18 protein-coding genes are annotated in these 14,302 nt (G+C 45.6%); 10 read left to right on the top strand and 8 right to left on the bottom strand.

The window, feature by feature from the left end; genetic code table 11:
* Positions 1 to 165: 165 nt before the first annotated feature.
* Positions 166 to 696: a copper chaperone PCu(A)C gene (locus G3W54_RS00350; RefSeq protein WP_162651176.1), complete on the bottom strand. Its 531-nt coding sequence runs from the start codon at positions 694 to 696 to the stop codon at positions 166 to 168.
* Positions 697 to 855: 159 nt separating this feature from the next.
* Between G3W54_RS00350 and G3W54_RS00345 the strand changes: the two genes are divergently transcribed.
* Positions 856 to 1,215, top strand: a complete 360-nt coding sequence (locus G3W54_RS00345) for a hypothetical protein (protein WP_162651175.1) — start codon at positions 856 to 858, stop codon at positions 1,213 to 1,215.
* Here G3W54_RS00345 and G3W54_RS00340 read toward each other — a convergent pair.
* Positions 1,212 to 1,748: an NUDIX hydrolase gene (locus G3W54_RS00340; protein ID WP_162653494.1), complete on the bottom strand. Its 537-nt coding sequence runs from the start codon at positions 1,746 to 1,748 to the stop codon at positions 1,212 to 1,214. The two genes, G3W54_RS00345 and G3W54_RS00340, sit on opposite strands and share 4 nt — an antisense overlap.
* 150 nt (positions 1,749 to 1,898) lie before the next feature.
* On the opposite strand from G3W54_RS00340, the gene G3W54_RS00335 reads away from it, so the two are divergent.
* From G3W54_RS00335 to G3W54_RS00315, 5 genes are all read left to right on the top strand, one after another.
* Positions 1,899 to 2,882, top strand: a complete 984-nt coding sequence (locus tag G3W54_RS00335) for a GlxA family transcriptional regulator (protein WP_162651174.1) — start codon at positions 1,899 to 1,901, stop codon at positions 2,880 to 2,882.
* Positions 2,883 to 3,824, top strand: a complete 942-nt coding sequence (locus tag G3W54_RS00330) for a nucleoside hydrolase (protein WP_162651173.1) — start codon at positions 2,883 to 2,885, stop codon at positions 3,822 to 3,824.
* A 23-nt stretch (positions 3,825 to 3,847) separates the two neighbouring features.
* Complete coding sequence (locus G3W54_RS00325; RefSeq protein WP_162651172.1) at positions 3,848 to 4,054, top strand: hypothetical protein; 207 nt, start codon at positions 3,848 to 3,850, stop codon at positions 4,052 to 4,054.
* Between the two features lie 12 nt (positions 4,055 to 4,066).
* On the top strand, positions 4,067 to 4,588 hold the full coding sequence (locus tag G3W54_RS00320) for a hypothetical protein (RefSeq protein WP_162651171.1): 522 nt from the start codon (positions 4,067 to 4,069) through the stop codon (positions 4,586 to 4,588).
* A gap of 146 nt (positions 4,589 to 4,734) precedes the next feature.
* Positions 4,735 to 7,584, top strand: a complete 2,850-nt coding sequence (locus G3W54_RS00315; protein WP_162651170.1) for a DUF2339 domain-containing protein — start codon at positions 4,735 to 4,737, stop codon at positions 7,582 to 7,584.
* 63 nt (positions 7,585 to 7,647) lie between these two features.
* Here the strand turns inward: G3W54_RS00315 and G3W54_RS00310 are convergent, their stop codons facing one another.
* Positions 7,648 to 8,025, bottom strand: coding sequence for a VOC family protein (locus G3W54_RS00310; RefSeq protein WP_162651169.1), 378 nt, complete (start codon positions 8,023 to 8,025; stop codon positions 7,648 to 7,650).
* A gap of 40 nt (positions 8,026 to 8,065) precedes the next feature.
* On the opposite strand from G3W54_RS00310, the gene G3W54_RS00305 reads away from it, so the two are divergent.
* The 3 genes from G3W54_RS00305 to G3W54_RS00295 all read left to right on the top strand — a co-directional run bounded on the left by G3W54_RS00305 (position 8,066) and on the right by G3W54_RS00295 (position 10,007).
* Positions 8,066 to 8,605 (top strand): winged helix-turn-helix transcriptional regulator, encoded by a 540-nt coding sequence (locus G3W54_RS00305; RefSeq protein WP_162651168.1) that lies wholly within the window; start codon positions 8,066 to 8,068, stop codon positions 8,603 to 8,605.
* A gap of 270 nt (positions 8,606 to 8,875) precedes the next feature.
* A complete protein-coding gene (locus G3W54_RS00300) occupies positions 8,876 to 9,442 on the top strand; it encodes a DUF1993 domain-containing protein (protein WP_162651167.1) in 567 nt (188 codons plus the stop codon).
* A gap of 100 nt (positions 9,443 to 9,542) precedes the next feature.
* A complete protein-coding gene (locus tag G3W54_RS00295; protein WP_162651166.1) occupies positions 9,543 to 10,007 on the top strand; it encodes a GNAT family N-acetyltransferase in 465 nt (154 codons plus the stop codon).
* A 3-nt stretch (positions 10,008 to 10,010) separates the two neighbouring features.
* Here the strand turns inward: G3W54_RS00295 and folD are convergent, their stop codons facing one another.
* From folD to G3W54_RS00275, 4 genes are all read right to left on the bottom strand, one after another.
* Entirely contained in the window at positions 10,011 to 10,913 is a 903-nt protein-coding gene (folD, locus tag G3W54_RS00290) for a bifunctional methylenetetrahydrofolate dehydrogenase/methenyltetrahydrofolate cyclohydrolase FolD (protein WP_162651165.1), read from the bottom strand.
* A 166-nt stretch (positions 10,914 to 11,079) separates the two neighbouring features.
* Complete coding sequence (locus tag G3W54_RS00285) at positions 11,080 to 11,571, bottom strand: hypothetical protein (RefSeq protein ID WP_162651164.1); 492 nt, start codon at positions 11,569 to 11,571, stop codon at positions 11,080 to 11,082.
* 124 nt (positions 11,572 to 11,695) lie between these two features.
* Entirely contained in the window at positions 11,696 to 12,637 is a 942-nt protein-coding gene (locus G3W54_RS00280) for a hypothetical protein (RefSeq protein WP_162651163.1), read from the bottom strand.
* A 60-nt stretch (positions 12,638 to 12,697) separates the two neighbouring features.
* Positions 12,698 to 13,294, bottom strand: coding sequence for a hypothetical protein (locus G3W54_RS00275; RefSeq protein WP_162651162.1), 597 nt, complete (start codon positions 13,292 to 13,294; stop codon positions 12,698 to 12,700).
* Between the two features lie 265 nt (positions 13,295 to 13,559).
* Here G3W54_RS00275 and G3W54_RS00270 point away from each other — a divergent pair, with 265 nt between their 5' ends.
* The gene (locus G3W54_RS00270) at positions 13,560 to 13,706 is read left to right on the top strand and encodes a DUF1127 domain-containing protein (protein WP_162651161.1); all 147 of its coding nucleotides are present in this window, start codon (positions 13,560 to 13,562) and stop codon (positions 13,704 to 13,706) included.
* Between the two features lie 148 nt (positions 13,707 to 13,854).
* Here the strand turns inward: G3W54_RS00270 and G3W54_RS00265 are convergent, their stop codons facing one another.
* Positions 13,855 to 14,163, bottom strand: a complete 309-nt coding sequence (locus G3W54_RS00265) for a Dabb family protein (protein ID WP_162651160.1) — start codon at positions 14,161 to 14,163, stop codon at positions 13,855 to 13,857.
* Between the last annotated feature and the right edge of the window lie 139 nt (positions 14,164 to 14,302).

The raw sequence follows: 14,302 nt of genomic DNA, 5'->3' as shown, positions 1-14,302 counted from the left end.
GAATGCTGTCACCCGCCGACTTCGAAAAACGGCAGAAAATGAAAGCCGAGGGTGTCTAACAAATTCGGGGCTATTCAGAGAAGTAATTCGGTAAAATTGTAACTATGTCCAAATTAATAATCGACGTGAGAATTTTGGATTAGTATTCCTGTGAGGGTGCGCCAGTTAGTGTGCCATCTTTAACATTTTCATGTCTACTACGTTGAATTTTACTCTAACCGATCCCGATTTTTCAAAGTTGAGTGTTGCATCAAAGCTCGTGTTTTTTGTAAGAGGGGCTTCAAGATCCATAAACATGATATGAAAACCGCCCGGTTGGAGCATAACTGTTTGGCCAGCCTTAATGACAAGTCCATCATTTAGCTGACGCATTTTCATCACGTCATTTTCCATTTTCATTTCATGTACTTCCAACAAGGGAGAGACGGATGTTTTGCCGCCCATCAAACGATCATCTTCGGAACCGTTGTTGGTAATGACCATATAGCCGCCTCCAACGGATGCGCCGGGAACAGTTTCGCGCGCACGAACGTTCGCAATCGTAATATCACCTGCGCTGAATATTTGCCCCGTCGTCATCTCATTTTTTACCTCGTCGGCATATGCAGTGCCGCTGGGTGGATCAAGAATGATACGTGCGCCGACGACGGCCACAACCGCAAATATGGCGATAATTACAATTGATCTCGTATTCATGGGGTCGTCTCCGCTTTGTTTGCGTCTTGAATATATTATGCAGTCTTTCATATGTTCAAAACCAGATGACAATTTGTCACCAGATTGCGACATATTGGCATTGTGTGTGAAAGTGACTAATATGTGCCATATAAGAACAAAACATGCAGGGACAAAACTATGGCCAAAAGAATTCTTTCCGCATTTGCAATTATATTTATGTTTGTAATACAGGCCCTCGCTGGAACAGGCGCAGAGGGTTATTTCACAATACACAACAATACAGAGCAAAATATCCTGATAGGCTTTTATACCAATGATGGCTCAGGTTGGAGCTCAAATTGGATCGATGGATCTGATGTCGAACCCGGTCAAGTTCTTAAAGCCGAGTTCACAGCGGACACTGGAAATTGTGCACAAACCCTGCAAGTTGGCTGGCTCTCTAGTGATGGCGGCGAAGTTTTAGATGATCCTATTGACATCGATATCTGTGATGCGTCCAACGTATATCTTGATGATAATGAGATCTATTACGACTAAAGCCGCAAGGTTTGCAGCTTATCGCGCATCACTATAAGCGATGGTTCGGGATTATAATCTTCAAGTTCGTCAAGTGGTATCCATTTCAGATCATTTGATTCATCGGAAACAATAAATGGATGTCGTTCGTCGGTTTCCAGCGCATAGCGAACATCATAATGCAGATGCGCCTGAACGTCTTTATGTTCTGGTATTTCATGAATGTCGATATCGAGAATTTGGTCGAATATATGATCAATCCGTGGTAATCCGCTTTCTTCATAAGCCTCTTTTAGTGCCGCAAATTTAGGGTCTTTAATTCCATCGCAATGTCCGCCAAGTTGTAGCCATTTACCGAGTTTTGCGTGGTGGGTGAGGAGCACTTTGTCATGCTTCATATTGAGCAAAAAAGCCGACGCTGTGACGTGTCCAGTAAGTAATTGTTTTGAAAAAGCCAGATTCTCGCCCTCTATCAATCGTATCACCCGATCAGCGAGATCCTGATCGCGTTGTGAAGAAATGTAATATGTGCCGGAGTAGGGTATGTTTATCATATTTTTCAAAGTCTTACGCCCGTTAACGGAATCAATTTTGTAGCTCGTTGAATCAGATTCTAAAATTACATGGTTCTAATGTCAGTTAAATAGTGCAAATATTGAAATTCGATTTTTTATGAGCTTAAAGCAGACGTATTTTTATAAATTATGGACTTTTCAACGCATATTGACCGCCCATTTCGAATTGGGTTTTTACTATTTGATGGTTTTGCGCTCATTGCCTATTCATCGGCGCTATCACCATTAATGGTGGCCAATGAGTTGAGCGGTCAAGAGCTTTACAGCATCAGAAACCTACCCGCTAGCGGATCGCAGGCAGTTAGTTCTTCGGGTGCGGTCATTAAGGCAGATGCATTTCCTGGCGAGCATGTAGATTTTGATCTTATCATTGCTGTTGGTGGCTATGTTACCAAGGATTTTGATAGTCCACGCATTTTGCAATGGTTACGGCTTTTGTCGCGCCGAAATGTAATGATCGGTGGAATTTCGGGTGGTCCGGTGGTGCTGGCAAAGGCTGGCATTATGAATGAGCGGCGTATGACGGTACATTGGGTCTTTGCAGACCTTATTGCCGAAATGGATCCCGACATTCTGCTTGAGCGCGCGCTTTATGTGTTTGATCGTGATCGATTAACGTGTGCGGGGGGGCTGGCGCCTGTTGATATGATGCACGCTTTGATAGCCAAGCACCATAGTCCGGCTTTTGCACGCGATGTTTCCGATTATATTATGCACACCAATGTGCGACCCGGTGAAGGGCCTCAGCGTTCAGGCCTGGTCGAGCGTTATGGGGTTAATAATCCCGCTGTTATTACCGCTATCGAAGTGATGCAAAATAATTTAAGCGAGCCGCTAACGCTCGCTCAGTTGGCAAGGTCGGTCGGCCTTGGCACACGTCAGCTCAATAGACAATTTAAAGACAAGATGGGCGAAAGTACGATGGGGTTTTATAAAAAGTTACGGTTAGAAAAGGCCAGTAACTTTTTAAAGCAGACAACGCTTTCAATCACTGATATCGCTTTTGCAACGGGTTATGTAAGTTCAGCTCATTTTTCACGAGACTTTCGAGAGAAGTTTGGTATTGCGCCATCTGATTACAGATCAGCAGATCATCGAAGTGGAGAGGCGTAAATGCCAAGAAAAATCATTATTGATACCGATCCCGGTCAGGATGATGCAGTAGCCATTTTAGTGGCGCTGGCAAATCCAGATATGTTTGACATTTTGGGCATTACCGCCGTCGCGGGCAATGTCGGGCTAAAGCTTAATGCACAAAACGCGCTCAAGGTTGTTGAGCTTGGCGGCAGGTCTGAAATTCCGGTCTATGCTGGTTGTTCAGATCCAATTGAACGAGTGCTGGTTACCGCCGAGCATGTCCACGGTCAAACCGGGTTGGATGGTCCAGAACTGCCGGAACCCGAAATAAAACTTCAAGAACAGCACGGCGTTGATTTCATCATCGAAACGCTCCGCGTTCATGATGAAGGCACTGTCACACTCGCGACATTAGGCCCGCTGACCAATATCGCAACCGCGTTGCAAAATGACCCCGAAGCAGTGAAACGTTGCGAGCAAATTGTGATGATGGGCGGTGCCTATTTCCAAGGTGGAAACATTACTCCATCCGCCGAGTTCAACATCTATGTCGACCCGCAGGCTGCCGATATTGTGTTCAGATCAGGTATTCCGATTACTGTTGCATCGTTAGATGTCACCCATAAAGCGCTGTCTACCAAAGAACGTATCGAAGCAATCCGCAAAGTCGGCACAAAATCAGCCATCGCCGTTTCTGAGATGCTATCATTTTCCGAACGTTTTGATCTGGAAAAGTACCAATGGCAAGGCGCACCGTTGCATGATCCGTGTGTGATAACATATTTGATGAAGCCTGAATTGTTTACAGGCCGTATGTGCAATGTGCAGATCGAGGTACAAAGCGAGTTGACCATGGGCATGACAGTTGCAGATTACTGGAACATTACCGACAAACCCAAGAACGCGTTTTTCCTGGATAATGTGGATGCAGACGGCTTTTTTGAATTGATTATCGAGGCACTGCGGAAGTTACCATAGTGTAGGCATAAAGGGAGGTAGATATGAAATATCAGTTCTCAATAGATATCAGAGATCATGCAGACTTTATGGCGGGCAGGGAAGTGCAACCCAGCCTGACAGGCGGCCGCGTTTCAATCATTGCCGACCAAGATGAAGTCGAATTTAACCTACGAACCGTAGGAAAACCAAGCGAGGGTAACGAAGACCTGTTCGTCAGACTGCTAAACGCCAACCCCAAGCGGTATTAGAGGGCATCCACTATGAAAATCTTACCTATATTGCTCAGTGTTCTGGTCACAACACCAGCCATCGCGCAGGAGCTACCATTGGAAAGCCATTTCTTTGGCTTTGAAAGTTGTTATGGTCGGACCTATTCAGCTGCGCATTTGGATAAGCATCCTTATCAGCAAGTGATTGACATTGGCATCAGTCATTTCCCGACCAAGCAACAGCTTTTGGGTATGGATAGCCCCTATCAGCCATATCCTGATACGCCAAAATTTGTGGCAAAGCTTGCGCTTTTTAAGCGGGGGCAAGATATCAGGTGGGAAGCGGATGCATTTTGTGAGCCGGATGGTAAGCGCATCAAGTGTAATCTGGAATGTGATGCAGGCAATTTCTATTTGGCTGAACATAAAAGCGGTGGGCTTTTGCTCACAGGCGGGAGTGATCTTTCATTTGATAGTTGCGATGCTGGCGATCGGATATTGATGCGCGAGCCTGATGATACAAGCTTTCTGTTGCAATCCGTCCCCCGTTCAATCTGCGTGCCGCCAAAATAGAAAATCACACATAGCTTGTGCAATTATAACGTCATTGACTATATTTGCCATATTCTGGCGCGTATCTGGCTCTAAATAAAATATCCAGCTATAAGACAACGATTCCTATAGTTAGTCTTTTGTCGAGCGAGTGGGGCGCAGTTTAGATGGATTCTGTTTTATTCTTAATAGGTTTGGCATGTTTGGCGCTGGTGATTGGCTCCATTCTGGGTGCTATTGCATATTTCTCGCAAGGCGGACTGCGTGCTGATATTGAGAAATTAAAGATAGAGATCAAAGCTCTCAAATCACAGATTGCCGATGGTGGAAATACTCTAACCTCTCCTGAAGGAGAGGAGGCAAAACCTTTTACTACCGAGAAAATTGAACCGCCTGAGGAGCCTGAACTAAGCGATGCGGTAGCTCAGGACGAAGAAGGTGAGGCGACTTCCGAGCCGGAGCCTGCAATAGCTGCGCGCGTATCAGATGATGAGACTATCTCTGAAGATGTTGAGAAAGAAACGGTTCCACAAACGCCAAAAATTGATACTGAAAGCAATATTGGCGGCAAATTATCCATCTGGGTTGGCGGACTAACGCTGGCAATTGGTGGGCTATATTTGGCCAAATACTCTATTGAGGCTGGTCTGCTTGGCCCACAAGCGCGCGTTACGCTTGGTTTCTTATTCGGCCTGTTAGTTGCAGCCGGTGGCGAATGGACAAGACGCCGCCCGGATCGTTTTTCTCTGGCAGGCTTTGAAAGCGCCAATATTCCAGCAATTCTGTCAGGTGTGGGCATTTTCATCATGTTCGGCTCGATTTACGCCGCCCATTCGCTTTATGGGCTTATCGGACCGACAACCAGCTTCATCATTTTGGCAATCCTAGCGCTTGCATCGCTGCTTATATCACTGCTGCATGGGCCAGTACTGGCAGCGCTCGGTCTTCTTGCTTCTTATGTTGTGCCTTTTCTCATTAATTCCGATAGCGCAAATGTGCCTGTATTGGCATCATATGTGCTTTTGGTATCGGCAGCGGCCATGTATGTGGCGTGGTATAGAGCTTGGCTGTGGTGCGCGCTGACAAGTGTTGCTGCCATGTTGTGCTACTCCTTCCTGCTTGAAATCGCAGAAGGAGACGAGAATTCAATAATTGTCGGGATTTACATTCTCGGCACATTGGCGCTGACTTACCTGTCGCTTGTCTGGTCCGTGCATGAGCGCAAGCCGGATGCGGAAATGGCTATTGACTGGCAGCCAACAATTGCATTGTCAGCTCTATTTGTGCCTGTACTATTCCATTTTAGTCGTGATCAAAGCCTAGCGGTTCATATTATTGAACTTGCTCTTTTGCTCGCATTACCGCTGGCCGCCAGTTATCGTTATCCGGCTCTGCGTTTTGTCACCATTGTGCCATCCATCTTGGCCGTTCTTAAATTCTGGACGATGTTTGCTCCCCATAATAACACGGTTGAAAAATGGCAAACATGGGCAGATCAGCTTGGTAATCAGATAGCTGGACCAAATGGCAAGCTTTACCCATCTGAATCATTTGTGCCATATCTGACGGACACGACCTATATGATGGTCGCAACGCTCACAGTGCTGGTTCTCATTGGTTTTGCTGTTTTGACCGCACCAAAAGCGCGTGCGCGGCTTGTTACTGCATCGGTGAGCACATCCGTCAGTCTTGCCATCTTCATTTCGTGCTATGTCCGCATTGCCGAATTGGAACAATCGACCCAGTTTGCGCTGGTTGGTCTTATTCTCTTTGCGCTATTCCACCTGCAAGCGAATTACTATCACAACAAACTTGATGAGAAACTGCCAGCCAGAGACGCCACCATTGCCGTGGCGCTGATTGGTTCGCTGGTATCACTTGCACTGGCCGTAAGTATTTATTTCAGCGGCGTGGGGCTTACAATCGCGCTTGGCCTGATTACAGCAGCAACCATGCTTACGCATATGCGTTATCCACTCAATGGCTTGCGCATCTTCGCCGTTATCGCTGTAGCGCCATATATTGTGCGCCTTTTGTGGCAACCGTTCATCGATAAGTCGGCTTTGCTTGATGCGACCCCATTTTTCAACATCCTGACACTTGGATATGGTATTCCCGCACTCGGCTTCATCTTTGCAAGCTATATAGCCACAAAACATAAAGATGATTTATGGACGCAAGGCTTGCAGGCTCTTGCAATTATCTCGTCTGTGATAACGATCACAATGTTGGCACTTCACGCTATTGATCCCAGCTTTTCTTTCAATACTTACAGATCAGCAGTTGCCGCTTCTGCTACGCTTGTTATGGTTGGTGGTGCGTTCTCGCTTGGTCTCACGCGCATTGCAAAGCGTAAGGGTGGTTCATCACGCATACTCCGTTGGGCCGCCGAGGGTCTGGGTATATTGGGTATGTTGATCGGTGCGTTGGCGCTCTTCATCGGGCTCAATCCAATGTTACCTATGGCGACCTGGGAGTACAGCTCGACCGACGTTCATATGGGTGAGGGGTTGTTGTTTAACCTCATTGGTTATGCCTATGCATTGCCATTCATTCTGTTTGCACTGATTGTCTGGCAGGGCCGCGCGAGTAAAAGCAAATATTATCAATGGACAGCGCTTGGGTTCACCGCTTTACTTGGCTTCTTCTGGATTAATCTTACCATCCGCCATGCTTTCCATGGTGTGAAAATTGCTTCCGCGCCAATATTGCAAGCTGAAAATTATACCTATTCTCTGGTCTGGTTGATCATTGGAATAATTGTGCTGTTCTTGGGTATCAGATGGCGTCAACAATTGTTGCGCAAAGCATCCGGCCTGATTATCTTAGCTGTCGTACTCAAAGCCTTTATTATTGATATGTCTCATCTTGAAGGCGTGCTTCGCGCCATATCATTTATCGGTTTGGGTGGAACGCTTATGGGTATCGGTTTCGTTTATCAACGAGCGCTACGTGGCATGTTTGCTACTCAAGAAGATGATGGTGATAAACAAAATGTCGAAACACCCAGCGAATAATAGTTTTTAACCTCGCTGGGCGATCTATTTGATATTGGTTTAAATAGGAACTTAAGGATCAGACTAGCCGCTGTTTGAAAGGTCTTGCGCAAGCATCATTGCATTTCCGTCGGGGTCGTAAAATGTGGCGGTGCTGACCATGCCCTCAATGGTTTCAGTCTCGCCATCAAACTTAACACCCGCTGCTTCAAGGTTTTTGCGCCCGGTCGCAATGTCAGAAATTCCAAATACAGGCACCGAGTTTCCTGGAACTGGTTCGACATGTTCTCCTAGGCCCAATGTAACACCTTCGGTATTGGTTTGCATTTCGCTCCACCCGGCTTCATCAATATGATAATTGAGCGTAAAGCCAAGTTTGTCCGCATACCATTCAGCGCTGAGATGGCGATCTCGTACCGAAATTGCGATTGTGATTGTTTTATCTAATGTTACAATTGACATAACTATTTCCTTTTGATGAAAAATATAGTAACTATACTTTATGGACATAAATACACTTGTCAAGATCACATCTCGTGCTTGGTCATTAAAAATATTGGCTTTGATGCATAGTGGAGTGCCCGGGCGACAAGCACCATTGCTTTCTGCGGCTAAAGCAAGCCGAACGGCATTTGTTGCCAGCCTCTATCATTTGGTTGATCTGGGGCATCTGGAGAGGAACCCCGGTCATGGCCATCCCTTGCGCCCTGAATTTAGACTAACACCAAAGGGAATAGAGTGGGCTAGGATTGCGGCCGAGATAATTGATGCTGTTCCAGCACCGGCAGAGGGTTTAATATTAAGGAAATCATGGTCGGTCCCTGTTTTGGCTGTTACTCGAAGCCCTCGACATTTCATCGAGATCAAATCGGAATTGCAATCTGTGACCGACAGAGCATTGTCGCAATCTTTAAATCTTCTGCATGGGCAAAACTGGCTTGAACGTGAAGTGGACATCACTAGCCGACCCCCTCGACCCATATACCAAGCCACCAATATCGGGAGTCAGATTAGTCAAGTTATAGGTTTGGGGTCCGTGTAAGCATGGGCAGATACACGATATCTATACCTTATTGAAATTTTTAGTGTGAAGTAAATATCCCGTTGAGTTCGTTACGAAATTTACTTGGTAGGTTTGTCAATGAGTTGGTGTACAGATTGCTGATGCTGTGAATGATAGTATTTAAGATGAAACCGAATTTGAGTGTCTGATAGACATATACGAGACCGATTTGATATAATTTAGTTTAGTTATCCGCATTATTTAGATATGAAAGAGCCAAACAATTTTTATAAATGTGAGGCCGATCCCATGTCAGTAACCAACCTACTTGTTCCGACCTATATTCAAATGTTGAAAGGGCTTGCCGGCTGGCTTGATAAGGCGAAAAAACAATTACCAGAGGCGGAAGCAGAAGCTTTGCTATCCGTAAGGCTTGCACCTGATATGTATCCTCTATCATCGCAAGTTAGTTTCGTCTGTTTTCAGGCGCAAGAAGCAGTATATCGACTAAAGCAAGAACCAGTGCCTGAGGCGTTAATGCAATTAGCTGCCGATGGTCGCAATGCTGGCGATAAGCCCGGTTCGCTAAAAGATGCTGAGAACAAGATTGCCGACGCTTTAACATTTTTAAGTGAGCTTGATGCAGACGCGCTCGACCTCGGTGCTGAACGTGAGCTTTCGCTTGAACTGCCCACTGGAATGATTTTCGATTTAACGGGTGAACAATATGCTCGGGACTGGGCCTTGGCTCAGTTTTATTTTCACCTTAATACAGCATACGCAATTCTTAGAAATCAAAAAATTGAACTCGGAAAAGCTGATTACGTGCCACACATGTTTGCCTACCTTCGTCCCGGGACAATGCCGCAGGGGTGATGAGCATTATGTGGGAGGGGAAGCTGCAATAGATTTTGTCGGGCGAGATGTCTGAATTTTAGTGTTTTCTCTGGTAGAATGGGCAGGTGGCTTAGATGGTATGATTGATACACGTAAAATAAATCAAGAAGATTTGGATCTAATTTGTCAGCACAGAGTAGCAATGTTCACCGATGGTGGGCGGCGCACCGAGCATGAGTTGACCGCTATGGATACCTCGTTCCGTAAATGGTTAGAACCAAGGTTGAAAGACGAAACATATTTTGGGTTCATAAGTTCCGATGACCAAACACCGATCGCCGGTGTCGGCCTGATGGAATTGGATTGGCCGCCACATCCGTCACATCCAGAAGATGGTCGTCGTGGATATGTGTTAAATCTATTTGTAGATCCCAAATATCGAAAACAGGGTATTGCGAAAAATCTAATGCGACTTGCTGACAACGAATTCAAGGAACGCGATATTCAATACGCTATCTTGCATTCGACATCTGCGGCTCGACCTGTTTATGAGCAGATTGGATGGCGACCAACTGCTGAGATGGCAAAACTATATCGTAAATAGCTTCTATGCTGTCAGACCTTCTGGTTCAGGTAATCCATGTGCTCGCGTGCAGGCGGTCAGTGTGTTTGCCAACAAGCATGCAATGGTCATTGGCCCGACACCGCCTGGAACAGGCGTAATTGCTCCGGCAACCTTACTTGCGCTTTCAAAATGGACATCACCCACAAGACGCATTTTGCCTTCCCCACGTTCTGGTGCAGGGATGCGGTTGATACCCACATCAATGACGGTTGCGCCTTTACCAATATACTCGCCAGTTATCATCTCAGGCCGGCCAACAGCGGCCACCACAATGTCGGCGGATTTGCAAAGCTCTTTGATGTTTTTGGTGCGAGAATGAGCGATAGTTACCGTGCAACTGTCGCGCAACAACAAGTTTGCCATCGGCTTGCCCACAATATTAGAGCGACCAACGACCACAGCATTAAGGCCAGATAGCGAGCCATGATAATCACGTAGCATCATCAAACAACCGAGCGGGGTACAAGGGACCATGGATTTTTGCCCCGTACCAAGAAGGCCGACATTTGAGATGTGAAATCCATCAACATCTTTTGCGGGTGAAATTGAGTTGATTACCAAATCTTCATTCAAGTGATCGGGCAGGGGAAGCTGGCATAAGATGCCATGCACGGCGGGGTCATTGTTGAGCTTAGTAATAAGTGTCAACAAGTCCTCTTCAGAAGTGCTTGCATCCAACTTGTGTTCATAAGAATTCATACCAGCTTCAATAGTCTGTACGCCCTTATTGCGCACATAGACTTCTGATGCGGGGTCCTGTCCGACCAAAATTACCGCAAGGCCAGGTGTGATGTTATGCTCCGCTTTTAGCTTGGTCACATACTGTGCGACTTGTCCGCGAACTTTTGCTGAAAATGCAGTTCCATCAATAATTTTGGCGCTCATTATATCCTCGGAATTATCTATGTTTTGGAAAATTCTGCGCGAAACCTAGCTTAAATATTGGCTAAATACCAGCCGAATTCAGCCGGAAAGCATTCATATTAAGACATTGCTATATAGGTCGAATTAGCGCTACAAAATCAACGACATAAAATTGAGTTGACAGCGCCTACATCCCGCAGCGTCGTTGAGCATCACGAGATGCAGCAGCAAAACCACTTAATGAGAATAATTTAACGGGCTCCACGTGTCCGGCGGTGGTCGTAATCTCGACAGTCGCATTGACGCCAGTCCAAAGGCCACCAAAAACGTCGATATCATCTTCGGGTTTTACCCATGACGTGTCGGTTTTTATAGAAAGCAGATCCCAAGCATTGCGCCCGATAATAAGCTTACCGCTCTCAATTTGTTTGTTGCTGGTATAGTAACTAGGTTCGCGTTTTCCTCCGTCCGGAAAATAGGTAAAACGGAGACGACTTTCTGCTCCATGTTCATTGAGGATAGCCTCTACCCAACATGTTTTTGGGCCTTCCAGAACATAGACGGACCAGTTTTTATAAGTCGCAACTTTACCTGATTTGGGTGTTTCAGATGCCTGAGAGCTGGCCGCTGATGCAATATAAGAGAAACAAAGCAGTATGAAACAAATTGATGATCTCATTTCGCAATTACTCCTATTGTTATATAGGGTCATCGTGGCAGGAAATATGCTGAATGTCACGGGGCCAGGCTAAGATTACCGTGAGGCCGTAGCTGCCGCGTGCATTTTTATATTGTAACTGTACTTAGCTGTTTATCGGTTTTGCAACAGATTTTGGTTTCATTAGCAATATGCGGGCCAAAGCAGCGATGAAGATGACTGAAAACACACCGCGACCAGCAAGAATTACCCAGATATCGGCTCCGAGTGCCACCATGAGGAGCGTATCTTCAATTACCGCATGGAATAGGGAGAGAAATGAAAGTGTGAGAAACAGTTCCCGCTTGGTGATTGATCCGTTTTTCGAACGTTCAATCAACAGACCGCCGCCGAACGTGAGCCCCATAAGAAGGCCAACAGTGGTGATAGGGGCAAGTTCGCGACGGATGCTCATAAATTTATGGATGGGGGCCAAGATAAGACTGATCAACTTATCAATGCCCGTTTTTTCAACACCGTCCATGAGCATCATAAGTGCCACAACAATGAGGAAGATCATCACGAGTGACTTGGCCGTTGCATAGGTCCATTCCGACCAGCTCGTGCTGTTAAGCCCATCTGGTAGCCAACCAATGCTCATGGGTTCTTGTAGAATTTGGAAATGAGAAATGACCATGAATGCGATAATACCATAAAGAATCGCAGCTAGTATGCGCAGGAAGCATGTGACAAAGAAATTTGCGCCCGCTTTATGGACAATAGCCTGTTCTATGGGCAAGCCATGTGCAAACAGCATCATAGATGCCAGAACGCTCATCTGACCAACATTGAGATCCATTGTCGGTGCTAACGTGATCGTAGCTGCCACACCACCATAAAGACTGGAGACAAGCGCCGCCGCCCAGACAATGCCAGCCTCAGCAGGAAGGCCCACAATTTCAAGTGCAGGGCCAATAAACTCGCCAATAGCTTCAGAAAAGCCGTACTGGTCTAGTATTCGCACAATAATCATGATGGGTATCATGATTTTGGCAAGTGCGATGAATATGCGCCAGGAGCGTATGATGAGCATTTTAAGATAATTCATGGCACAGCTCTACGCCTGTTAAATAAAAGCGTCAATATCGCGCGCTAAACATCTTAAAAATTATGACGAGGGTAGCTTTATCTGCTTCTCAATTGCATCAAGTGCGTTTGATATTCCCCGAAGCTGAAACCGTGTTTCCTTCCAGCCTTCATAAAGGAAACGTATTGAATTACCCTTTCGCATCGCGACAATTAATTCATCTATTTGCGTCGGATTGATGAGCGAAATAGTTTCAGACACATTATAACCTTCAGGACTTCCCATCTGCCAGTCTTTGTCCTCAAGCTGAAAAATTTTGCCATCTATGGATAGCGTAATTGGTCCTTTTAGGTCGTCGGGAAGGTTTCTTACAAAAAACTCAATCGTGTATTGAGGCGGTCCGGAAACGCCACTACTGCCGCCGCCTAATGTTCGCGCTATGCTTAACCGGCTACTGCCAAAAAATCTATCATTGTCTCCGGCTTTAAAGCCATATTGTACTGTTCTGCATGAGCGAAATCCAGTTCCTGAGCACACATTTAAAAAGTCACCATGATAGGCGCGTAACTCGCCAAATTCGTGCAAAAACCATTTGCCATCTATATTGCCTGCTTTCGTGCCAGAAGCCCCGAATACCAGCGTTCCCGTCAATAATATGATTTTGAAGATTGATGTCATTTCCTCGCCTCCCAGCTAAACGTATTGTAAACTATATAACGGCGGAAATGTGTTAAGAATCAATAGAGAAAAGCAACAGTCTTTTACTATGGCTATTAATAAGGCAAAGACATGCAGAAACTGCATATCTAATGTGCAATCTTATCTCTGGTAAAAACGACCCTCCAAGCGCATATATCAAATCAGGAAACAATCATTGTTCCCAAAATACTTGAAACAAATTGATCTTTGATCACCCGAAAATCGGGGCATAAGGAGAATTAAAATGAATATCTTGAATAAAGTTCGTAATTGGAAACAACAACGCGAAACACGCAATCTTCTAAACGGCATGACACCTCGTCAACTTGACGACATCGGTCTAACTCGTTCAGGCATCGAAGCAGTTGTAAGAAACCCTCACAACGCTTGACGATCCGAGTTTAAGTGCCACTATAGTCAAGCCATAATTGACTAGAAGACATTTAGCTCCTTAAAATGTCTGACCCCGCTAGAAATAGCGGGGTTTTTTGTTGTCTGTGAGAGACTGCGTAATGACTGGTCGAAACCAACAGGTAAGGTCATATTTCCAGATCAAAGACGAGAATGCCATTTGCACCGTCCCTACACGCAGCCACCAGTGCCGCACCCGCTTTTTGATGCTCGGGATGCACTAAATACGCATCACGCGCCTCGGTATCTTTAAAGTCCATGATGAAACCATCGGTAAAACCATGTTCCATGCCTTCTGGGCTGGCACTTGGACCATAGTGGTCAGCAACTTGTCCCGGAATAATATCCTTAAGAGCTGCAAGCTGACCATAGAGCTGCTGCTTATCGTTTTCAGTTACATCGTCTTTGAAGTTTAGAAATACGCAATGCCGAATCATGGGGAACCCTATGTGTGTATTACTGCCAAAATTCCAAGGTAGACTTGGCTTAGTACTACCGTGAATGAAATTAACATAACGACAAATTCCGTTTGCTGAACACTCATTTTAAAACGTTTGATTACATAGAGTAACAAAA

It is taken from the genome of Lentilitoribacter sp. Alg239-R112 (assembly GCF_900537175.1).
Taxonomy (GTDB): Bacteria; Pseudomonadota; Alphaproteobacteria; order Rhizobiales; family Rhizobiaceae; genus Lentilitoribacter.
The sequence above is the reverse complement of the archived record's forward strand: the minus strand, read 5'-3'. Positions and strand labels throughout refer to the sequence as shown.

Coding starts and splice junctions, on each gene's coding strand:
- G3W54_RS00345 (WP_162651175.1), top strand. CDS start 856: ATGGCCAAAAGAATTCTTTCCGCATTTGCAATTATATTTATGTTTGTA.
- G3W54_RS00325 (WP_162651172.1), top strand. CDS start 3,848: ATGAAATATCAGTTCTCAATAGATATCAGAGATCATGCAGACTTTATG.
- G3W54_RS00330 (WP_162651173.1), top strand. CDS start 2,883: ATGCCAAGAAAAATCATTATTGATACCGATCCCGGTCAGGATGATGCA.
- G3W54_RS00285 (WP_162651164.1), bottom strand. CDS start 11,571: ATGAGATCATCAATTTGTTTCATACTGCTTTGTTTCTCTTATATTGCA.
- G3W54_RS00350 (WP_162651176.1), bottom strand. CDS start 696: ATGAATACGAGATCAATTGTAATTATCGCCATATTTGCGGTTGTGGCC.
- G3W54_RS00270 (WP_162651161.1), top strand. CDS start 13,560: ATGAATATCTTGAATAAAGTTCGTAATTGGAAACAACAACGCGAAACA.
- G3W54_RS00335 (WP_162651174.1), top strand. CDS start 1,899: ATGGACTTTTCAACGCATATTGACCGCCCATTTCGAATTGGGTTTTTA.
- G3W54_RS00320 (WP_162651171.1), top strand. CDS start 4,067: ATGAAAATCTTACCTATATTGCTCAGTGTTCTGGTCACAACACCAGCC.
- G3W54_RS00265 (WP_162651160.1), bottom strand. CDS start 14,163: ATGATTCGGCATTGCGTATTTCTAAACTTCAAAGACGATGTAACTGAA.
- G3W54_RS00280 (WP_162651163.1), bottom strand. CDS start 12,637: ATGAATTATCTTAAAATGCTCATCATACGCTCCTGGCGCATATTCATC.
- G3W54_RS00300 (WP_162651167.1), top strand. CDS start 8,876: ATGTCAGTAACCAACCTACTTGTTCCGACCTATATTCAAATGTTGAAA.
- G3W54_RS00275 (WP_162651162.1), bottom strand. CDS start 13,294: ATGACATCAATCTTCAAAATCATATTATTGACGGGAACGCTGGTATTC.
- G3W54_RS00315 (WP_162651170.1), top strand. CDS start 4,735: ATGGATTCTGTTTTATTCTTAATAGGTTTGGCATGTTTGGCGCTGGTG.
- G3W54_RS00295 (WP_162651166.1), top strand. CDS start 9,543: ATGATTGATACACGTAAAATAAATCAAGAAGATTTGGATCTAATTTGT.
- G3W54_RS00305 (WP_162651168.1), top strand. CDS start 8,066: ATGGACATAAATACACTTGTCAAGATCACATCTCGTGCTTGGTCATTA.
- folD (WP_162651165.1), bottom strand. CDS start 10,913: ATGAGCGCCAAAATTATTGATGGAACTGCATTTTCAGCAAAAGTTCGC.
- G3W54_RS00310 (WP_162651169.1), bottom strand. CDS start 8,025: ATGTCAATTGTAACATTAGATAAAACAATCACAATCGCAATTTCGGTA.
- G3W54_RS00340 (WP_162653494.1), bottom strand. CDS start 1,748: ATGATAAACATACCCTACTCCGGCACATATTACATTTCTTCACAACGC.